This is a genomic window from Salmonella sp. NW722, from assembly GCF_051702785.1.
Taxonomy (GTDB): Bacteria; Pseudomonadota; Gammaproteobacteria; order Enterobacterales; family Enterobacteriaceae; genus Salmonella; species Salmonella enterica.
This window is the reverse complement of record NZ_JAMMIN010000003.1, coordinates 78,122-99,800: the sequence shown is the minus strand read 5'-3', so window position 1 is coordinate 99,800 and position 21,679 is coordinate 78,122. Positions and strand designations below refer to the sequence as shown.

Annotated in this window: 19 protein-coding genes; 6 read left to right on the top strand and 13 right to left on the bottom strand. The window is 51.6% G+C overall.

From position 1 onward, the window contains the following. Positions 1-15: 15 nt before the first annotated feature. A complete protein-coding gene (gene cueO / locus NA330_RS08215; protein WP_000946047.1) occupies positions 16-1,626 on the top strand; it encodes a multicopper oxidase CueO in 1,611 nt (536 codons plus the stop codon). A 77-nt stretch (positions 1,627-1,703) separates the two neighbouring features. On the opposite strand, the gene NA330_RS08210 is transcribed toward cueO, so the two are convergent. Then, complete coding sequence (locus NA330_RS08210; protein WP_023138984.1) at positions 1,704-4,094, bottom strand: glucose/quinate/shikimate family membrane-bound PQQ-dependent dehydrogenase; 2,391 nt, start codon at positions 4,092-4,094, stop codon at positions 1,704-1,706. Between the two features lie 205 nt (positions 4,095-4,299). Between NA330_RS08210 and hpt the strand changes: the two genes are divergently transcribed. After that, positions 4,300-4,836, top strand: a complete 537-nt coding sequence (gene hpt / locus NA330_RS08205; RefSeq protein ID WP_000683342.1) for a hypoxanthine phosphoribosyltransferase — start codon at positions 4,300-4,302, stop codon at positions 4,834-4,836. A gap of 57 nt (positions 4,837-4,893) precedes the next feature. On the opposite strand, the gene can is transcribed toward hpt, so the two are convergent. Next, positions 4,894-5,556 (bottom strand): carbonate dehydratase, encoded by a 663-nt coding sequence (gene can / locus NA330_RS08200; protein ID WP_000651591.1) that lies wholly within the window; start codon positions 5,554-5,556, stop codon positions 4,894-4,896. 108 nt (positions 5,557-5,664) lie between these two features. Between can and NA330_RS08195 the strand changes: the two genes are divergently transcribed. Beyond that, on the top strand, positions 5,665-6,591 hold the full coding sequence (locus tag NA330_RS08195) for an ABC transporter ATP-binding protein (RefSeq protein WP_000150619.1): 927 nt from the start codon (positions 5,665-5,667) through the stop codon (positions 6,589-6,591). Next, positions 6,588-7,358: an ABC transporter permease gene (locus NA330_RS08190; protein WP_000983418.1), complete on the top strand. Its 771-nt coding sequence runs from the start codon at positions 6,588-6,590 to the stop codon at positions 7,356-7,358. Before NA330_RS08195 ends, NA330_RS08190 begins: the two co-directional genes overlap by 4 nt. A 113-nt stretch (positions 7,359-7,471) precedes the next feature. On the opposite strand, the gene NA330_RS08185 is transcribed toward NA330_RS08190, so the two are convergent. Genes NA330_RS08185 through stiA form a run of 4 tightly spaced genes read right to left on the bottom strand, consistent with a single transcriptional unit; the run spans position 7,472 to position 12,397 of the window. Continuing rightward, on the bottom strand, positions 7,472-8,551 hold the full coding sequence (locus NA330_RS08185; protein ID WP_023241698.1) for a fimbrial protein: 1,080 nt from the start codon (positions 8,549-8,551) through the stop codon (positions 7,472-7,474). Positions 8,552-8,559: 8 nt separating this feature from the next. Further along, on the bottom strand, positions 8,560-11,106 hold the full coding sequence (locus NA330_RS08180) for a fimbrial outer membrane usher protein (RefSeq protein ID WP_023241699.1): 2,547 nt from the start codon (positions 11,104-11,106) through the stop codon (positions 8,560-8,562). 26 nt (positions 11,107-11,132) lie between these two features. Beyond that, complete coding sequence (gene stiB / locus NA330_RS08175; RefSeq protein WP_001086402.1) at positions 11,133-11,816, bottom strand: fimbrial biogenesis chaperone StiB; 684 nt, start codon at positions 11,814-11,816, stop codon at positions 11,133-11,135. A gap of 47 nt (positions 11,817-11,863) precedes the next feature. Beyond that, positions 11,864-12,397, bottom strand: a complete 534-nt coding sequence (stiA, locus tag NA330_RS08170; RefSeq protein WP_000779122.1) for a Sti fimbria major subunit StiA — start codon at positions 12,395-12,397, stop codon at positions 11,864-11,866. Between the two features lie 369 nt (positions 12,398-12,766). Between stiA and NA330_RS08165 the strand changes: the two genes are divergently transcribed. Beyond that, positions 12,767-13,207: a PTS sugar transporter subunit IIA gene (locus NA330_RS08165; protein ID WP_000901958.1), complete on the top strand. Its 441-nt coding sequence runs from the start codon at positions 12,767-12,769 to the stop codon at positions 13,205-13,207. A gap of 61 nt (positions 13,208-13,268) precedes the next feature. Continuing rightward, entirely contained in the window at positions 13,269-14,498 is a 1,230-nt protein-coding gene (locus NA330_RS08160) for a polysaccharide deacetylase family protein (RefSeq protein ID WP_024146287.1), read from the top strand. Position 14,499: 1 nt separating this feature from the next. On the opposite strand, the gene NA330_RS08155 is transcribed toward NA330_RS08160, so the two are convergent. The 7 genes from NA330_RS08155 to stkA all read right to left on the bottom strand — a co-directional run bounded on the left by NA330_RS08155 (position 14,500) and on the right by stkA (position 21,491). Next, positions 14,500-15,561 carry a fimbrial protein StkG gene (locus NA330_RS08155; protein WP_023241700.1) on the bottom strand — a complete coding sequence of 354 codons (1,062 nt, stop codon included), beginning with the start codon at positions 15,559-15,561 and terminating at the stop codon, positions 14,500-14,502. An 11-nt stretch (positions 15,562-15,572) separates the two neighbouring features. After that, on the bottom strand, positions 15,573-16,172 hold the full coding sequence (locus tag NA330_RS08150; protein WP_001186616.1) for a fimbrial-like protein: 600 nt from the start codon (positions 16,170-16,172) through the stop codon (positions 15,573-15,575). An 18-nt stretch (positions 16,173-16,190) separates the two neighbouring features. Continuing rightward, the gene (locus NA330_RS08145; protein ID WP_000673424.1) at positions 16,191-16,748 is read right to left on the bottom strand and encodes a fimbrial protein; all 558 of its coding nucleotides are present in this window, start codon (positions 16,746-16,748) and stop codon (positions 16,191-16,193) included. A 26-nt stretch (positions 16,749-16,774) separates the two neighbouring features. Continuing rightward, entirely contained in the window at positions 16,775-17,359 is a 585-nt protein-coding gene (locus NA330_RS08140) for a fimbrial protein (protein ID WP_001267119.1), read from the bottom strand. A gap of 22 nt (positions 17,360-17,381) precedes the next feature. Next, complete coding sequence (locus tag NA330_RS08135; protein WP_023241701.1) at positions 17,382-19,979, bottom strand: outer membrane usher protein; 2,598 nt, start codon at positions 19,977-19,979, stop codon at positions 17,382-17,384. Positions 19,980-20,046: 67 nt separating this feature from the next. Next, complete coding sequence (locus NA330_RS08130) at positions 20,047-20,799, bottom strand: fimbrial chaperone (RefSeq protein ID WP_000248430.1); 753 nt, start codon at positions 20,797-20,799, stop codon at positions 20,047-20,049. A gap of 86 nt (positions 20,800-20,885) precedes the next feature. Continuing rightward, positions 20,886-21,491, bottom strand: a complete 606-nt coding sequence (gene stkA, locus NA330_RS08125; protein WP_000466114.1) for a Stk fimbria major subunit StkA — start codon at positions 21,489-21,491, stop codon at positions 20,886-20,888. Positions 21,492-21,679: the final 188 nt, after the last annotated feature.

The following is a 21,679-nucleotide window of genomic DNA, read 5'->3' as shown; positions in this document are numbered from 1 at the left end:
TATAAGGAAATGATTATGTTACGCCGTGATTTCTTAAAATATTCAGTGGCGCTGGGGGTTGCATCAGCGCTGCCGCTGTGGAGCCGCGCCGCTTTTGCCGCCGAACGTCCCGCGTTGCCTATTCCTGACCTGTTAACGGCAGATGCGAGCAACCGTATGCAGTTAATTGTTAAAGCCGGACAGTCGACATTCGCCGGTAAGAACGCGACAACCTGGGGCTACAACGGTAATTTGCTGGGGCCAGCGGTACAGCTTCACAAAGGAAAAAGCGTGACCGTTGATATCCATAACCAACTGGCCGAAGACACGACGCTTCACTGGCATGGTCTGGAGATTCCGGGCATCGTCGACGGCGGTCCGCAGGGGATTATTCCCGCAGGCGGAACCCGCACGGTGACGTTTACGCCGGAGCAACGCGCCGCGACCTGCTGGATTCATCCGCACAAACACGGCAAAACCGGGCGCCAGGTGGCGATGGGCCTTGCCGGGCTGGTGCTGATTGAAGATGACGAGATTCGCAAATTGCGCCTGCCGAAACAGTGGGGCATCGACGATGTGCCGGTGATCATTCAGGACAAACGCTTCTCCGCCGATGGCCAGATTGATTATCAACTGGATATTATGACCGCCGCCGTCGGCTGGTTTGGCGATACGCTGCTGACCAATGGCGCTATCTATCCGCAGCATTCCGCGCCGAAAGGCTGGCTACGTCTGCGCTTGCTAAATGGCTGTAATGCGCGTTCGCTGAATATCGCCGCCAGCGATAATCGCCCGCTTTATGTGATCGCCAGCGACGGCGGCCTGCTGGCGGAGCCGGTGAAAGTCACCGAACTGCCGTTATTAATGGGCGAGCGTTTTGAAGTGCTGGTGGATATCAGCGACGGGAAAGCCTTTGATCTGGTGACCCTGCCGGTCAGCCAGATGGGAATGGCGATCGCTCCGTTTGATAAACCGCATCCGGTGATGCGTATCCAGCCGCTGCGGATTACCGCCTCCGGTACGCTGCCGGATACGTTGACGACGATGCCGGCGCTGCCGTCGCTGGAAGGGCTGACGGTGCGCAACCTGAAACTGTCGATGGACCCGCGCCTTGATATGATGGGGATGCAAATGCTGATGAAGAAATATGGCGCTCAGGCGATGAGCGGCATGGATCATGACAGCATGAACGCGCATATGCAGGGCGGCAATATGGGGCATGGCGAGATGGATCATGGCAACATGGATCACAGCGGGATGAATCATGGCGCGATGGGCAATATGAATCACGGCGGAAAATTCGACTTCCATAACGCTAACTTTATCAACGGCCAGGTCTTCGATATGAACAAACCGATGTTCGCGGCGCAAAAAGGCCGACATGAACGTTGGGTCATTTCCGGCGTGGGCGACATGATGCTGCATCCTTTCCATATTCACGGCACGCAGTTCCGTATTCTGTCAGAGAACGGCAAAGCGCCAGCGGCGCATAGAACGGGCTGGAAGGATACGGTACGCGTTGAGGGCGGTATCAGCGAAGTGCTGGTCAAGTTCGATCACGACGCGCCGAAGGAACATGCCTATATGGCGCACTGTCATCTGTTAGAACATGAAGATACGGGAATGATGTTAGGATTTACGGTCTAATCGATGTCTGTGACGCAGGCCGGGTAAGGCGAAGCCGCCACCCGGCACAATGCCCGGCATACGCCGGGCATTAATGGTTATTTCGCGTCGTCAGGCAAAGCATAGGCCACGATATAGTCGCCCATCTTCGTACCAAACGAACCGTGGCCTCCGGCAGAAACGACCACGTACTGCTTACCGTTTACCTCATAGGTCATCGGCGTTGCCTGGCCTCCGGCGGGTAAACGTCCCTGCCACAGTTTTTCCCCGTTGCTCATGTTATAAGCGCGCAGGTAGTTGTCGGCGGTCGCGGCAATGAACAGCACGTTACCGGCGGTTGAGATTGGCCCGCCGAGCATGGGCATCCCCATGTTGAACGGCACCGGAACCGGCATCGGGAACGGCATACTGTCGCGCGGCGTCCCTATACGTTTCTTCCATACGATTTCATTGGTCTTCAGATCCAACGCGGAAATATAGCCCCAGGCCGGTTGTTTACACGGCAGGCCAAACGGCGAAAGGAACGGATTCAGCGTGACGCCGAACGGTACGCCGTACTGTGGCTGAATACCCGCTTCTGTTCCGGTACCTTTCGCGTCTTTCGGCGGCTCCATCGGATTACCCGGGCCGCGTGGGATCAGCTTCGATACAAACGGCAGCGCCATCGGGTTAGCGATAGCGACCTGACGGTCTGGATCGACGGAAATACCGCCCCATTCAAACATCCCCAGGTTGCCAGGGAATACCAATGTCCCCTGCTCGGACGGCGGGGTGAAGATACCTTCATAGCGCAACTGGTGGAACATAACGCGGCACACCAGTTGGTCGAACATGGTCGCGCCCCACATATCCGCGCCGGAGAGATCTTTTTTCGGGCGGAAGGTTAAATCAGAGAACGGCTGAGTTTTGGCGACGTAATCGCCTTTTGCCGCGCCCTGCGGGACCGGTTTTTCCGGAGCGGGCACGACCAGCTCGCCATTACGTCTGTCGAGCACAAAGATATTACCGGTTTTCGCTGGCGCATAGATAACCGGAACGGTAGTACCGTCAACGGTAATATCTGCCAGCGTCGGCTGTGCCGGCAGGTCCATATCCCACAGATCGTGATGGACGGTCTGATAACTCCAGGCCAGTTTCCCGGTGGTGGCATTCAGCGCCAGGATGGAGCTGGCATAACGTTCCTGCTCCGGCGTGCGGTTACCGCCCCAGATATCCGGCGTGGTCACGCCCATCGGCAGATAGACCAGATCCAGTTTCGCATCATAGGCGGCAGGCGCCCAGGAGTTCGGCGAGTTAAAGGTAAAAGAGTGCTCATCGGCTGGAATCGCGTTCGGATCTTTCGCCCCTGGATCGAAGGCCCACAGTAGTTTACCGGTATTAACATCAAAACCACGGATAACGCCGGACGTTTCGCGGGTAGAGAAGTTATCCGTGACCGAACCGGCAATGACAATCGTTTTATCGGTGATAATCGGCGGCGACGTCGGTTCATACAGTCCCGGCGTGGTGTCCGGCATATTGGTTTGCAGATTCAGGACGCCTTTGTTGGCGAAGGTTTCACACAGCTTGCCGGTTTCGGCATTCACCGCGAAAAGGCGACCGTCATTGACCGGAAGGATAATGCGGCGCGGACAGTCGGCGATGACCTCCGGCGAGGCGGTATCCGCTTTGGCCTCATGATAAGAGACGCCGCGGCAGGTCACATGCTGGAAAGACGAATCGGTCTTCAACTGAGGATCAAAATGCCACTTCTCTTTACCGCTGGCGGCGTCCAGCGCGAACAGTCGCTGGTGAGCTGTACACAGATAAAGCGTATCGCCGACTTTAATCGGGGTCACTTCGTTGGTGATTTCGCCCGGATCGTTGGGTTGTTTCAGATCGCCAGTGCGGAAGACCCACGCTTCTTTCAGTTGGTGAACGTTATCCGCAGTGATCTGTTTCAGCGGCGAATAGCGTTGGCCTTCCTGATTACGTCCATAGGCCGGCCAGTCTTCGTCGGCGATCGACGAGCTTGTTGCGGCGGGCGTGGCGTCGGCGCGAAGCGTACCGTTGATCTCCTGCGGGTCGTTGAAGCCAGCCCAGGTCAGAATGCCGCCGCTAATCAGCAGCGCCACGACCAGCGCCGCCACTGCGCCGCTGGAAGGAACCACCAGCCGATGCCAGACAAACGGCAATATTAGCCAGATGCCGAAAAACACCAGGATATCGCTACGCGGCGTGAGCGCCCAGAAGTCGAACCCGACTTCCCACACGCCCCAAATCATTGTCGCCAGCAGCAGGGCGGCATACAGCCACAGTGCGGCACGTTTACTGCGCCATAGCAATCCGGCCACAACCAGCATCACGAGGCCCGCGATGGGGTAGTACCAGGAACCGCCAATAGCAACCAGCCAGACACCTCCGATAAGAAGATACAGCCCACAAAGTGCTGCAAAGAGGGCCGTCAGCGTCACGAGTAATCGTGGCGATCGTGCGTTATTTTCTGCCATAAAAAGACACCATCCCAAATTGTTAATTTTTTAGTAGCAATTAAGTATAGGAATTAACATGTGTGATCGTCATCACAAAATGAGCTTTCTTATCAAATGCCGCGAATGAATACGTTTGCTGTTATACTGCGTGCCTTGCGCGTCAATGCGGCGTTATTAGTCACCGGCATTGAGTGATTTGTTTTTAAATCATATGGTTATAAATATGAAACATACTGTTGAAGTCATGATCCCCGAAGCGGAGATCAAAGCACGTATTGCCGAGCTGGGTCGTCAGATTACCGAACGTTATAAAGACAGCGGCAGTGAAATGGTGCTGGTAGGTCTGTTGCGTGGCTCATTTATGTTTATGGCGGACCTGTGCCGTGAAGTCCAGGTTCCTCATGAAGTCGATTTTATGACCGCCTCCAGTTATGGTAGCGGCATGTCCACCACCCGCGACGTGAAAATCCTCAAAGATCTGGATGAGGATATTCGCGGTAAAGACGTGCTGATTGTCGAAGACATTATTGATTCCGGTAATACGCTGTCGAAGGTCCGTGAAATCCTGGGCCTGCGCGAGCCGAAATCGCTGGCGATTTGTACGCTGCTGGATAAACCGTCTCGCCGCGAAGTGGACGTGCCGGTTGAGTTCGTTGGCTTTTCGATTCCGGACGAATTTGTAGTCGGTTACGGTATCGACTACGCCCAGCGTTATCGCCATCTACCGTATGTTGGTAAAGTGGTGCTGCTGGACGAGTAAGCGCAGAAATGCCGGATGGCGTCGCTAAAGCGACTTATCCGGCCTATAGCTAATTGCTTATTGGTGGGGAATGTATTTCAGACTTAGGGCGGAGATACCCTTATGATAGCCGTTCTCCAGCGTTTCTCTGTTGGTGGCGGTGACGTCAAGATCGCGCAGCAGGCCATCATTGATACTGTACGCCCAGCCGTGAATGGTCACATTCTGCCCGCGTTTCCACGCTGACTGCATAATGGTGGAATGCCCCAGGTTATAGACCTGCTCCATGACGTTCAATTCATAGAGCGCGTCCAGACGTTGCTCTTCGGGCATTTTTCCCAACAGCGAGCTATGTTTAAGCCAGATGTCGCGGATATGCAGCAGCCAGTTATTAATCAAGCCCAGCTCAGGGTTTTCTACCGCAGCCTTGATACCGCCGCAACCGGAGTGGCCGCAAATGATAATATGCTCAACTTCCAGAACATCTACCGCATACTGAACCACGGAGAGACAGTTCAGATCGGTGTGAATAACCAGGTTAGCCACATTACGGTGAACAAACAATTCGCCCGGTTCAAGCCCGGTTAAACGCTCTGCGGGAACGCGGCTGTCGGAACATCCAATCCATAGAAAGCGCGGTTTTTGCGCTTGCGCCAGTTTCTCAAAAAATCCGGGGTCCTCTTCCACCAGCATTTTTGACCATAGTGCATTGTTGCTGATGAGTGTATCTATGTCTTTCATGGAAGTTAACGACCTGTAACCAAATAAGTGCGTTGGGCTAATATAGGGCAACTCCGTAATTATTTAAACCATATATAAAGTGTAAGAACGTAAAGTAAGTGAGAATTTATGACCATTGCGCTGGAACTTCAACAACTTAAAAAAACCTATCCCGGCGGCGTTCAGGCGCTGCGCGGCATAGATTTGCAGGTCGAAGCGGGGGATTTTTACGCGCTTCTGGGGCCAAATGGAGCAGGGAAATCGACCACCATCGGTATTATCAGCTCATTGGTGAATAAAACGTCCGGGCGCGTTAACGTTTTTGGTTATGACCTGGAAAAAGACGTGGTTAACGCCAAGCGACAGCTTGGACTGGTACCACAGGAATTTAACTTTAACCCGTTTGAAACGGTGCAACAGATCGTAGTGAATCAGGCCGGTTATTACGGCGTGGAGCATAAAGAGGCGGTTTTACGTAGCGAAAAGTATTTAAAACAGCTCGATCTGTGGGAAAAACGTCATGAACGCGCGCGGATGCTCTCCGGTGGGATGAAACGCCGCCTGATGATCGCCCGCGCATTGATGCATGAGCCTAAGCTATTGATTCTCGACGAGCCGACGGCGGGCGTCGATATCGAATTGCGTCGCTCGATGTGGGGATTCCTGAAAGACTTAAACGCCAAAGGCACCACCATTATTCTCACCACCCACTATCTGGAAGAGGCGGAAATGTTGTGCCGCAATATCGGTATTATTCAGCACGGCGAGCTGGTGGAAAATACCTCCATGAAAAATCTGCTTTCAAAGCTGAAATCGGAGACGTTTATTCTGGATTTAGCGCCAAAAAGCCCGCTACCTAAGCTTACGGGTTATCAATATCGTCTGGTGGATACCTCGACTCTGGAGGTGGAAGTGTTACGCGAGCAGGGGGTTAACAGCGTCTTTAGTCAACTGAGCGAGCAGGGGGTTCAGGTATTAAGTATGCGTAATAAAGCTAACCGTCTGGAAGAACTGTTTGTGTCGCTGGTGCATGAAAAACAAGGAGATCGCGCATGATGCAGCTTTACTGGGTTGCCCTTAAAAGCATCTGGGCGAAAGAGATCCACCGCTTTATGCGGATCTGGGTGCAAACGCTGGTGCCGCCCGTCATCACCATGACGCTCTATTTTATTATTTTCGGCAACCTGATTGGTTCGCGCATTGGCGAAATGCATGGTTTTAGCTATATGCAATTTATTGTGCCGGGCCTGATTATGATGGCGGTTATTACTAACTCCTACGCGAATGTCGCGTCGTCATTTTTTAGCGCCAAGTTTCAGCGCAATATTGAGGAACTGCTGGTCGCGCCGGTACCAACGCACGTGATCATCGCCGGATTTGTCGGCGGCGGCGTAGCGCGCGGGCTGTGCGTGGGGATTCTGGTGACGGCGATTTCGCTCTTTTTCGTGCCTTTCCAGGTGCATTCCTGGGTATTTGTCGCGCTAACGCTGATTCTGACCGCGATTCTGTTCTCGCTGGCCGGACTGCTGAACGCCGTGTTTGCGAAAACCTTTGACGATATCAGCCTGATTCCCACCTTCGTGCTGACGCCGCTGACCTACCTCGGCGGGGTATTTTACTCGCTGACGCTGTTGCCGCCGTTCTGGCAAGGGCTGTCGCACCTGAACCCAATCGTCTACATGATCAGCGGCTTCCGCTACGGCTTCCTGGGTATCCATGATGTGCCGCTGGTGACGACGTTTGGCGTACTGGTGATCTTTATCGCCGCTTTCTACCTGCTGTGCTGGTCGCTGATCCAGCGTGGGCGCGGGTTGCGCAGTTAAGCGTTGACAGGGGCGTTGGGTTGCACCTCGCTTCATCCCATCTACGGGCCCGTAATATCAATGGGTTACGGGGCTGTAGGTGGGGGGAGGCTTGCTGAAACCCAACGCTTCTCTCAGCGAATCTGAATCTCCAGCGTGGCGGTAGCCTGGTATTCTCCGGTGTGGGGAACATGTCCGGTGGTATTGACCGGCGCGGCGGTGAACTCGGTGCTGCCTTTACCGTCTGTGTAATCTTCAATCGGCAATTCGGCGCTACCGCCGGGAACGATGGTCTTATCGTATTTATCGGAAATCCGTATCCCTAAATTCTCATTGTCGGTTTTCAGGTATTCCGGGTTGTGCGGATCGGTTTCTCCGTTCAATGACATTGACAGGTTGGTGCCGTCCGCCACGTTGCTACAGGTAAAGTTTACCTGAGTGGTGACGTGCGAGTTCTGCGGACTGTCGCCGAGATTACGAATATCTTTGCCCTCAATATCCGGCAGCCTGACCTCGATAACCTGCCCGGCGTTGATGGAACAGGACTGCGGCACGGTAATAGTTCCGGACAGGGTGACGTGCGCCATCGGTGGAACGGAAGGGGGAATATTATCTCCGCTGCTGCCCGGCACTTTTGACAAATAGAGATTCATAATCGTCGTCTCAGGAATGGTGATTTCACCTACCAGTGGGTGAGTAATATAAATACGCACGTTACCCTTATTCCCTGCGGACATTTTGTTTATGTCCGCGCCCGTACACCCGCCTGCGGTAGGGTCCTGATTACTGATCGCTGAAAAGGGAACGGGGATATACTGTTTCAGGTTACCGACGATGTAGGTTTCCGTACCAATCTCCAGCTTACCCGCGACCAGAACATAAAAATCCATCTGCTGCCCATTGCTACCCGCTTCGCTGTACGTTCCTTTTTGTGTTAAATCGCCGGTCGTGGCGGTGAAATAGTTAACGCCCCGATAATCTTTATTATCGCAGTCGCACTTGGCGCTGTATTCGCCGCCGACCGACCAACTCTCTTTGACTATTTTCCCTGCCTGGTTCTCATCCGTATCGGTAATGGTCTGGTCAAGGGGAAAAAAGAAAGTATGCGTGCCGCTGGTGGGTTGACACCAGCCGCTTCCGTTGCCCATCGTTTCTTCTGCCAGCGCATGGCCTGAAAATAGCGACAGCGCCAGCAGTATCCATAAATTCTTCATTGTGTTCCTCACTGGCAGACGGCGTTCGCCATCACGATGCCGTTCATATTTTTGCTGATATCCAGGTGGTAATCCGCGCGGCAAGAGGCGCTTCCCCAGTTCACCAGTAGCAGACCCTCTTCCGGCAGGCCGCTGAGGAAGACCTGGCCTTTATCGCCGACGATACTGGCCAGGTTCGCATCCTGCCCATCGACGCTTGCCGTCGCGCCAAAGGGCACGGGCTCGCCATTGCTGCGCGTCAGCGTTAACAACACGCGATAGCCCTTATGCGTGTCATACGCCGCGCGCACCACCGCATTACGCGTCGGGTAGACGGTCTGGTTGTTGAGCGGAATATCCACGTTGTCGGCAAACGTGCTGCTGTCGAGCGAGATATCGTAGCGATAATACGGCGTGACGTTGGGGATCACCGTATAACCCCGGAAGTCGGTGGCGACGCCGGTCTGGTTTTCAACCGAAACGCTGCTGGCGCCGGGCGCTTTAATTAAAATCGCCGCGCCGGTAATCGGCTGGCTCAGGGTAATACCGTTTTCGTGCGCCAGAATGCCGCCGCTGATGCCGTAGCTGACCTGTTGGCTATCTGGCGACTGATTGTAACCGGCGTTGAGGTTGGCATAAGTGCCTTTATAGCTGGCGTTTACCCCGCCGGAATCACCGTCTTGTGTGCTGTGGCTCTGCTGTAACGACCAGTTCAGGTTTCTGTCACGCAGCGCGGTGCCGCTAAGGGTGGTGCTGTTCACCGTGGCATCGTGCTTACGCGTGTTCAGCATATAGCTGGCGTATAGCCTGGAATCGAACACCGTAAACGGAACGTGCAGCGACAGCGTGAACAGCCGATCGTTCTGGTTATAACGATCGTCGTCGTTATCATCATCGTCATTGTCCGATCGGTACTGGTAGGTGTTTTTGTTATAGCTGTAGCTCAGCGTATAGCTCACCGGACCCCAGCTATTGTTGTAGCTGGCGCTCAGAGACTCCATCTGCTGCGCGCTGTGCCAGTAATCTTCTTTTACCCAACTTAGCGTTAAGGAACCGAGCGTATCGCTAATTTGCTGGTTGACCGAGGCTTCGAAACGATTATGGCGCTTGCCGTAGTTATCATAAAAATCGTCGTCCGGGTTGATCACCTCGCTCAGCGAATTGTAGTTTTCGCTGGCGTAACGATAGCCAGCCAGCGAAAACGTGGTGCCCGTACTGACGACGCCCTTGCTGTAGCGGACGCGCCAGGATTGCCCGATTTCTTTGCGGCCATCGTCAAATTTGGCGTGCGACCAGATGCCGTCCAGGGAAATGGCCCCCAGCATCTGCATATTTTGCCCGACGCCGAAGGCGACGGACTGGTATTTATCGCCGGCAATCTGGCTGCCGCCGTACAGGGTGATGCCCCACGGCAGGCCGTACAGCAGGGTTGCCTGGCCGAAGTCGTCCAGCGTGTGGTTGTTATAATCGCGATATTTACCCACCGTCACGCTGTATTTTGCCCGTCCGGTGCGCTGCAGAATCGGCAGCGAAGAGTAGGGCACGATAAAATGCTGTTCGCTGCCGTCGGCTTCTTTTACCGTTACGTCATAGTCGCCGTTGCTGCCGGTGGGAAACATATCGTTGATTTCAAATTCGCCCGGCGAAACGGCGGTCTGATAGGCGATATAGCCGTTTTGCCGCACGATAACCTGCGCGTTTGAGCGGGCGATGCCGCGAATCGTCGGGGCGTAACCACGCTGGCTGTTGGGCTGCATTTGATCGTCAGAGGTGAGCTGGAGGCCGCGAAAAGGTACGCTGTCGAACACGTCGGATGGCGTATTGCTGTCTCCGGCGGTGAACTGGCTTTTCAGCGCGATAATGTCGCGCTGTAAATAGTTATAAACGCTGTTCCAGCTACCGCTCTCGCCGTTATTTGAACTCCAGTTACTGTAGTTGCGAAAACGCCACGGCCCGAGGTTAAAACCCGGCTGGAGAGCGAGATACTTCGATTCCGCATCGTCGGAATCCTCGCTGGAACCGTACTCTTTATAGCCGCTGAAGCTGTAGTTCAGCATCAGCGCGGTAATCCCCTCCTGCCACTTTTCCGGCGGTACGTAGCCGCGCGCGTTGTTGGCGATGTAGAGTTGCGGGATGCTTACTGATAATGCCTGTCGCTGAAAATCAAACCGCTGGCTGGCGCCGGGGATAACGTTGAGATCGACGCAGCCTTTTTCACTCTCCAGCGTTGGAAAAAGGTCGGTTTTGACGCCGTTATCTTTTAGTTCCTGGAGCCGTAAACAGCCCTGTAATGCCTGTTGACCGTCACTGAGCGTCGCGAGTTGAAAATCAACGTTTCGTGCGCCGATTTCTGTTTTATTGATATTGATAGTGACGTAATAGGTGCCAGGCAGCTGGCTTTTGTCGTTATCAAATGTCGACAGATCGACGCTTGTGCGATTCGCCTGCCCATGGTTTTCAATAAATGCCGGATTGAAATAGTCGCGCGCCCATGCAACGTGTGTGAACGTGCTGCCCAGCGCGATACACACAGCGCAGCGCGATAAATAAAATACCCGGTGTTGCCTTTTGCACATCGGCACTCTCATCCCTGTCACTCTTCTCAAGGCGTTTGTTTATGTTCGGGGCCAATACCGCCAAAATCGTTGATGATAGACCAGACAATCGGGCCGCTGGCGGCGGCAGGCAGCGTGTACTGCGCGTTGCCGAAAGGCGCCACATAGCGCGGGGCTTTCACTTTTTGACTGCCAACGGAAAGGGTGGCGAAGTTCATATAATAGGGCGTGGGGTTCTTCACGGTGAGCGTGCGACCCTGACGCGACCACGTTAACCGATCGGCAACCTCTTCTGGTTTTTGGGTTAACGCTTTTGGCCGGTAAATCAGCTTAAATTCCGCTTTAACGGCCAGCATGAGTGTGTTGTGTTTATTGTCCGGATTGCTGCTGGGAATCGATTTAATATCCAGCCAGTACAGCGACTCGCGATCTTCCGGCAAATTGCCGCCGGTACGGATAATTCGTAGTACGTTCTTTTGCCCGCCATTAAGGCGAAAAAGCGGCGGGGTGACCATAAACGGCGCATCGCCGCTCGCCCCGGTTTCGCTGATCGATTGCGCCCAGGACTGAATTAAATAGGGAACGTTGTCGTTATTGCTTATCGATATGGACGCATCTTTGGCATCGCCGTGAAAAATAACCCGCGTTGTGCCGATGTTTATCCCTGCGGCATGCGCCAGCGAACCGCACAACAGGCAACAAAGCAACCCTGCTTTAGCCAATGAATTCATTGATGACCTCAATAAACAAAGGGGCCAGCCGACGCTGGCCGCCAGGATCAGTTATATTGCAGATAGAATGTTGCGGTTGCATCGACCGTTCCCGACTTAACGGGAACCGCGGTGGAGATATAGCGGGCGGTGAAAGGCATTGAGAGTTCCGTCACCCCCTCTGTGAGCGCGACTGCGGCAGACCATGCCTGAAGATCGTTAAAGGTCATAGGGGTGCTAGATTTATCAAGAATTTGCACGCCAATATTCTCAGCATCATCCTCATTTTTCAGGATGGTCGCATCGGTTCCGTCGAGTGTGCCTTCAAAGCGCGCCTGTACACTGCTGTAGACGTTTGCGTCGCAGTTTTCGAGTTCGATGGTGAAGTCTTTATCCCCTGCCGTCTGCCCTGCGGCAGTAAAAAGAGAGGCAAATTCGTCCTGTAATGTCACCTCTACTGAATCCGTTTTTACCGTACAGGCGTTTTGCTTAATGAGGCCGGTGATATGTACGGTGCCGTCTTTGGCGGTGTCGGCCAGCGCGGCGGGGGAGAGGGTGATGGCAGCCAGTGCCACAGTGAGTGTTTTTAAGGTGAGTTTCATTATCTTTGATCCTTTAAGATATTATAAATATTGACATAGTAACAATATCTATAGTGTGGGAAGTTATTGTTCTTTTTATTGCCGAATGAGTAAATATAATGTCCGATGATTTTTGCGGCGCGAAGAAAAATTCAGAATACATAAATATGAAATATTTATAATATATATTTAATCAATTATTTTGGTGAGTGTTTGTTTAATTGAATCGCCGTGATTACCCTTTAATGGGCCAGATTCTATGAAGGCTGCTAACAATTTTAAAAATAATGCAAATTTTTTTGAATAAAAAATGATCGTGGTCATAGTGTGTTGTCGGCCAAAAAAACATGCTGACATCATGCAGGATTGGAGCTCAATGGAGGAGAAGTTATGCTGGGATGGGTCATTTCCTGTCATGACGATCGGGCGCAGGAAATGCTCGAAGGTCTTGAAAAGAAATATGGGCCGTTGGCGCAGTGTCGGGCGGTCAATTTCTGGCGTGGGTTAAGCGTAAATATGCTCAGCCGCATGATGTGTGACGCCCTCCATGCCACCGACTCCGGTGAAGGCGTGATATTTTTAACCGACATTTCCGGCGCGGCGCCTTATCGTGTAGCGTCGCTGATGAGCCATAAACATTCTCAATGTGAAGTTATTTCCGGTGTTAGCTATTCATTGATGGAGGAAATGATTCCCTGGCGAGAGTCAATGAGCAGTTCAGCATTTCGCGACCAGATTGTCGCGCTTGGCGCGCCGGATGTCACCAGTCTCTGGCATCAGCAGCAGAAAAATCCGCCTTTTGTATTGCTGCATGATTCGTATGAGTTTTGATCAATACCATTGACGACGCTTTTGCTACAATGACGGCGTTTTTTCGCCTCGGTTATGATATATGGTTATGCGCGTTGTTCTTATCTTGCTGTTCTTTTTCGCCGGTAATGTGTTGGCTGCCTTGCCCGCTCGTTATATGCAAACGACGAAAGATGCCGCCATCTGGTCGCAGATTGGCGACAAAATGGTGACCGTAGGGAATATCCGCGCCGGACAAATTCTTTCCGTAACGCCTGTTGCGGCTGATTATTATGCCTTTAAATTCGGCTTCGGTGTGGGCTTTATCGATAAAGGCCATCTGGAATCCGTGCAGGGAAAACAAAAAGTGGAAGATGGCCTGGGCGATCTTAACAAGCCGCTCAGCAATCAGAATCTGGTGACCTGGAAGGACACGCCGGTGTATAACGCGCCGGACATCAGTAGCGCCCCGTTTGGCGTATTGGTGGATAATTTGCGTTACCCCATTATTAGCAAGCTGCAAGGTCGGCTACATCAAACCTGGTATCAGATCCGTATTGGCGACAGGCTGGCTTATGTCAGCGCCATGGATGCGCAGGAAGACAACGGCATTCCGATTTTGACCTATCATCACATCTTACGTGATGAAGAGAATACCCGTTTTCGCCATACGTCCACCACGACTTCGGTTCGGGCATTCAGCAACCAAATGACCTGGCTTCGCGATCGCGGCTATGCCACGTTGACAATGTACCAACTGGAGGATTACATCTATAACCGCGCCAATTTCCCGGCGCGCGCGGTGGTTATCACCTTTGACGATGGCCTTAAATCGGTGAGTCGCTATGCGTATCCGGTATTAAAGCAGTACGGTATGAAAGCGACGGCATTTATTATCTCATCGCGTATTAAGCGCCATCCGCAAACATGGAATCCCAGGTCGCTGCAATTTATGAGCGTGTCCGAATTGCGCAAGATAAGCGACGTTTTTGATTTTCAGTCGCATACCCATTTTTTACACCGGGTAGACGGGCATCGTCGCCCGATTTTATATAGCCGCAGCTACCATAATATTCTGTTTGATTTTGAACGCTCGCGGCGGGCGCTCGCACAGTTTACTCCGCACGTATTTTATCTTTCTTATCCCTTTGGCGGCTATAACGCGACCGCGATCAAAGCAGCAAAAGACGCCGGTTTCCATCTGGCGGTCACCACGGTGAGAGGGAAGGTGAAGCCGGGGGATAATCCGATGTTGCTCAAAAGGCTGTATATTCTGCGCACGGATTCGCTGGAAACCATGTCGCGGCTGATCAGCAACCAGCCGCAGGGGTAGTTTACTCGTAGGTTACCTGGAAGGTGACAGACGATCCGAAAATACCGGGTGTCACGGCCTCCGTCCCTGTTTTGACCAGCTTTGCCTTAAAGTTGGCGTTTACTGAGGTCACCGGCCTCCCGATTATCTCGCCCACGGCAATGACTTCTGGCGTACTGTCGGCATGAATTTGCGGATAGGCCGGTGAGCTTATTTTTACGCCGACGCCGCCAGCCGCGGTAACGCTTGAGTTGCTGGTAATCGAGTTGGTGAACAGGTTCTTATCCGCATTGGTATATGAGGATTTCGCCACGAACGAGACTTCAATCGTCCCGGTACAGGTTCCGGTAATCTGAAAAGGCACCTCGGTGGTCTGATCTTTCTCCAGGTCGCTTCGGTACCAATCACCTAAATTCACGGTGGTGGGCGCGGTAAGAATACAGGTCGGTTCGGAGAATGGAATGTTAAACATCATATCAGAAATGGTGATTAGCGGGCGAGGATGGTCAGATTCAGAACCTACGGGGTCTCCGAGAACAATGTGCCCCAATGGGCCGCCGATTGAGCTAATAAAACCGACTCCTGAAGGTACGCCATTAAAGCCGGGCATCTGGTAGATTTCCATCACGGCGTACCATTTTTTTTCATGGTCGAAATAGCCTTCGTTGTCGTCAGCATAAGCGGTCATATAATATTGACCGGAATTGACGGGAAACCATCCGGTAATGCCTTTCCCTGCGGGGTATAACCCAATGGCATACGTAATGCCGGGTATATTAGTGCGAAACAACGCCTTACCGTCGACATACCCTTCAAGTAAGGTGTTGTCCGTCATCTGGTAAATGTTCTCTCCATCATCCCCCACTGCACAGTGGCTATGCATTTCCGGCGTTAATTCCATCGTAATACCGCTAGCCAGCAGCGTGGCGGTTTGCACCGAGGGGTGAAAGGTAATGATTGGTTGAACGCCTGGCGACATTATCTGTCGTGTATCGCCATTGTAAAATTTACATTCCATAGCACCATAGGCTGCGCCGGATGCGCTCAACAATAACAGTGCGGCCAGATAAGGGGATAGCTTCATCATAAATCCTTTTATTCGTAGCTGACGTCAACCAACACGTTGCTGGTGACAACGCCGCTGACAACTGCGCCCGTATTCTGATAGCGCGCGTAAAACTGATAATCCGTTAAATACAGCGAACTGCTTTTTCCGCTGACGTCGTAAACCACGTTAGAACTGCCATCGCTGTTTAAGACGTTAGTTTTATAGTCTGCCGAGAAAATGACGATACCCACGTTTTGCGCCGCGCCTGTTGTGGCATCATTTTTGAAAACCTGGTTTTGATTGCTCCAAAAACCGGATTGCGGCGTAAAACTGAACATCAACTGCTTGATGCTACTGTTATCTGCACAGTTTTCGAGACGCACGTTAAAAGGCGTGCCGCCCGCTTCGTCGGTAGGCGCATATTTACTGCTGCCGTCGTTATTGTAAAACCATGCCCGCGTGACGTTGGGAAGGTAGACTTCCCCCCCGTTTTCCAGACTGAGTTTGCAGGTGCTGTTAACAATACTGGCGGTCAGATTGATATCCAAATTGGAACCCGCCTGGCTGATGCCAGACCAAAACCCGCCCGTCAGACCCATAAGCAACACAAGGCCGGGCTGGCGTAAAAGAAACAGTAATTGTTGCATGAACAAAGCACCTGAAAATTAAGGGTATGTCACAACAAAGGTGACCGGAGCCGTGACATCGCCGGCGGTGACGTCGCTCAGGCTTTTACCGTTTGCCACCACAATGCGTGACGTCATTGGGTAGGTACCCGCACCGTTGGTAATGGTCACCTTCTGTGCGGCTGGTGGCGTTTTACAAGACAGTTTCACCCCCGTGTCTGCATCGCCGCCCCAAATTTCGAAGGCGGTATTCAGGCCCGCCGCGTAAGAATCGCCGTCTAAATTATCACCGGAGCAGGTGCCGCCGGTGCCCGCTTTTGCTTCTACTTCTGCGATGGTTACGCCGGAACAATTGCTCAAGACAATGCTCAGCGGCATCGCTTTCTTGTTAAGATCCGATTTATATGTCTCACCATAGCCAATGGTGCTGACATTTTTTCCGTCACCATTAACGACGATAGCTTTACAGGTACCGGTTGTCACTGTGGTCTTAAAGGTCATTTGTACACTGTCGGTACCGGTAATAGCGGCTCTGACCACTCCAGAGAATAAGACGGCAGAAACGGATAATGTGATTAAAGCTGATGTAAATTTCATAGTGATGCTCCGTAGATCTGCGTTAATTACTCGTAGCTAAATACGAAAGTCGCAACGGCTGAGAAAGCCCCGGTGGTAGCCGAATTTGCCTTGGTCTCTTTCATGATGGCGATCAGCGGAACCTCTTTATTGTTAATTTCTACCTCACTCCAGACCAGACGTTCTGAATCGGCGGTGGAGTTAATAACAAAAGGTTCATCTGGTTTGGATGCGCGCGCTACTGACACCCCCATATAGTCGGCTGAGCCTTTTGTTCCATTCGTTAATATTTTTGTTGAATACCCGGATGGCGTTCCGTTGATTGATGTCTTTAATGATTGAAGCGATGCCGGGCATTCAACAATCACTAATTTAAAATCTGCCGTTGCTGTTCCCGCTCTTACATCATCAATACGAACTTCACCACTACTATTACCAATGATTAATTCCTGTACCGTGTCGGAGCCTGTACCACCGACCAGTTTCATGTTACACGTCGTCTCTAAAATTGTGGCCGTGAAATTAACATCCAGGTTAGTGGAGTTAGCGGCAAGCGCGCTTCCAGAAGCTGCCATTACGGCAAGTGCCGCGATGGGAAGACTGAGGCGGTTTCTTTTCATATAAACTCTCATTAGTTTTTCCCTAAACAGGTCATTACATGTGACAAAGTTGATTGCTCAGTACGGGGGTGAGTCCCGCTTTTGCCGTGGTTTCAGCTAATTGGTAACGCACCGTACAGGTACTTTCTTTACCACTGCCCCACACCACGCGAAGTTCGCCTTGCTGTTCTACGCCGCGCACGTACGCCTGTCCGGCCTGGCCTACGGTACCGACAGTTTCATTTTTCTCGTTAAGGACATCTGCGCCTAAAGGAATAAAGCCTTTATCGCTACGCAGTAATTCCAGAATCAGTGAGCGACCTTCATCGGTTTCAAAATTCACCAGCACGACGGCGCCGCTACGCGGTACGGTAACCGTGCTGGTGCTTTTGATTTCAACATCGTTCTCCAGTGTGCTGATATCCAGCGACACCCGGTTTTCGCGGTAGGCTGACATATACGGTAAAATGCCATAGCCCGAACTGCCGATTTCGCTGCTGCTGTAGCCCAGTCCTGCGCCTTGTGCGCCGCTGGCTTTCACCAGCGCGACGGCGTCGGTTTCGCCAATGCTGCCCGGCGCGAACGCCACGCCGCCAGAATGCAGCACCATGCCACCGCTGTAACTGGCGGAATATTGCTGGCTATTGTCGTCGCCAAACGAGGCGGAAAGCCCTAATGGGCCATAGCTGCTGTTAAGGGAGCCAAAGCCACTTACCTGATTCAGGTTGCCGTAATTACCGCTGCTGGAGGTGGCGCTCACGGAGTAGCTGATGTCGCTATCTTTGGTATTACCGCTGGCGGTGGAGTTGACGTTAGTACCGCCCTTCATGTCAGAACGCAGACCCATGTTGATATTGGAGAAACCGCCAGAGCGTTCCCCGTTGTGCGAGAACATACTCAACGGAATACTGAAACTTAAATAGACGCTGTCGTCTTTACTGCCGTTCTGGTCATAGGCGCGTTGTAATGACACGCTATAGCTGCCGTAGGCAAAACTGTTGTTGTAACCCACGCTATAGTTGGCCGTGGAGCCCGCATCATTCCAGTAGTCCTGCCATGTTCCGCTGACATACACAGAACCCCAGGTTGTTTCTCCCTGGTTTAAGGGCTGGTTGATGCTGATTTGCACCTGATTTTTGGTACGTTGGTAATCGTCATATAACTCATCGCCTGAGCGATAACTTTGCTGGGCATATTGCTGATGTTTGACGCTGTCTTGCAAAGACGCGGCGTCATTCAGGCTGAGGTAGTCTTCAGTAGAAAAACGATAAGCGGCGACGTTAAATGAGGTATTGGTCGCCTCGATCATTTTGCTGTAGGTCAGCCGGTAGCTTTGCCCGCTGAGCGTGCCTAAATCATCAATACTGGCGTGAGATTGCGTCACATCAAAGGCGAATGCGCCAATACCGGTGTTCATTGCCAGACCTAATAACCCAGCATAGAAATTCATATCGGTATATTGCGCGCCGATATAGCCGGTAAAGGTGTTGTTCAGGCCATAGTAAAACTGCGCGTAACCCACCTGCGGTTTATCATGTAAAGAATCATCGTTCAGCTCGCCGACGCCGATATCCCAGCGTGTCGCGCCGGGGCGTAACATTTGGGTGACTGACGAAAAGGGAACGGTAAAGCTGCGTTTGCTGCCGTCCGCTTCTTCTACGGTGACCAGCAGATCGTTACCATAACCTGTGGTGCTAAGGTCGTTAATCTCGAACGCCCCCGGCGGTACGGTGGTTTCGTAGATTTTATTGCCGCTTTGCATCACCGTGACTTTGGCATTGCTGTTGGCGACGCCGCGGATAACAGGCGCGTAGTTGCTGGAGCCCATCGGTAACATGCGGTCATCGTTATACATCCGTATCCCGCTCAGGCTGAAGGAGTCAAACGCATCGCCACGGGTGTAGGAGTCGCCTATCACCATTTGCGCTTTCAGCGCGGTGATATCTCGCTGTAAATAAACGTCCTGATTGTTGTATTCGCTACCGGTATCTTTGTTCCAGTTAAGGCTACCTCGGGAACGCAAACGCCACGGTCCCATATTTAAACCGTAACGTAGCCCCACGTAAGCGGTATCGGACGTTGTGCCATTGCCTTCACTGTGCCAGGCGTTCATATCGTAAGAGACGATGGCCGCCGGAACGCCATCTTCCCACAGTGAGGGGTCAACATACCCGGCAGGACGCTTCAGGATATAAATCTGCGGGAAGTTGAGATCCATGGCCTGTTTGCCGGAATCGTAATTCGCCGTCGCACCGGGGTAGTATTTTTTTATATCCAGACACGTGTTGTCGTCGTCGACCTCAACGTCATCGCGCATTGCGGCGGGATCAACGCCTGCCTGGGTGAGTAAAAGCGGCGTCAGACATGCACTGGCGCGTGGCGTACCGTTTTCATTAAAGGTAATTTCAGAGGTAGATTTCAACGCATTGTTAAGATTCACTTTCACACGATAGGTTCCGGCAAGCACCGGGTTGCCATATGCATAGCGACTAATATCGATATTAGCGCTGCTATTAAGTAAAAATTGTTCGTTAAATTCTACGGCTTCGTCCGACTCAGCAACGGTTTTTTCTGCTGCTGAATTTGCAGCAGAAACGGAAAAAGGGAGTGCAGCGCCAATAGTAAGACATAATAATGAGCGTTGAAATAGCATTGTTTTTCCGAATAATTAACGTGGGCCAGAATGGCCCACTACATTGGTACGTAATTGTTATAATTGATTAGTCTATTTTGGCTTCTCGTTTATTTGTGCCGCCATTATCATTAATGGTGTTATAGATAACGGTACCGTTAATATTATTCGAAAGGCCTTTTACGGGCATGCTGACCCCGCTAAAGGGTAAAACGGATTTGCTGTCGACGGTATATTCTTTACCGCCCACTTTAAATTTTACGTTGGAAATAGAAACGTTGTACGCGCTGTCATTTTGGGCAAATAGTGAAAGCGTATTGCCTTCTTTTTTCTGCGACCATTTCAGGTTTGCCGCCGCATCGCCAGGCGTGCCTTTCAGGCCGTCCGGGCGGAAAAATAATTTGATCCGCGTGCGAAAGGCGAGTTGAAGTTGATTTAAACTCTCGCCTTCTTTCGCTTTTGATTTTGGCGGAATTTCCAGCACGTTAAACCAAAACAGCGATTCCCGATCCTGAGGTAATGCGCTACCCATATACGTAATACGCAAGGATTGCCCTTTTTGTGGATCGATACGAGATACCGGAGGTGTAATGACAAACGGCAGTTTTAGCTCCTGCGGGTCAACACCGTCACGCCCGTCATCCAGCCAGGTTTGCACCAGTAGAGGTTTATTGCCCCGGTTATCCAGGTTCACAATCACGTCTTTTGATGACGCTGGGTACACAATACGTGTTCCGGAAATGACGATATCCGCGTTTGCCTGGAATGTGGCAAATGCCGTGAAGGCCGCGGCAGCGAAGCAGGTGGTTTTAAATCCCTTTGTAATAACCGTATTGACCATTTTACCCTCCCTGTAGGTATACTTTAAAATTAAAATCCCCCAGCACAGCCGCTGAGGGATTGGCTAATCTTTTTAAATACAAAGGATTAGTTATAAATAACGGTGAAGGCAACTTGTGCCTGTACGGTTCCTGCCGTTACCGGGCTGGTGTCTGCATTCCACTTCTGGCCCTGGGTGTAGGCTACGCGGTAGAACAGGTCACCGGTGCCATCAGCGGAAATAGTGGCTTTCTGCGTGTTGTTAGTCTGGTCAATTTTGATCAGATCGGTAGCGCCGTTACCGTTGTTAGCCAGCACCAGGTTAACGTTTTCTGCTGCTCCTTGCAGATTAGCCGGTGGTACTAACAGACCACCTGACGTTGAACTGGAACCGCCCCAGGAATTAAACTGAGCGGAGGCATCTTTTACCGTTGCGTTATCACATTCGCTCAGATTCAGAGTGAACTGTTTTTCGCCCAGAGTACTGTTAGCACCCAGTGCGGTAGCGAAGTTTTTAACAAAAACGGTATCCAGAGTAATGTCAAAATCATTACCGTCTTGATCTATTTTATTATCAAGAGAGATTTTACAGGTATTGTTAGAAACCAGACCGTGGAAAGTAATAGTACCCGTATCTGGATCTGCTGCCATTGCAGACCCGGCACCCAAAGTCATTGCAATAAAAGCGGCTACGCCATATTTTCTGAAAAACATTTAGAATATCCATATTTTAGTGATAAAGATAAATAAAATATATTTATATATCTTATTTGTTGAAATATTATATTTCGAGGCGGATTTTATAGAGAGTTGCGATGAAAAGGAATAAAACTATCCATTAGAAATACTTTATGTTCTTTTAAGTAAAGCTAATGTTTTATTATTTAAGCAATAAGATAAAT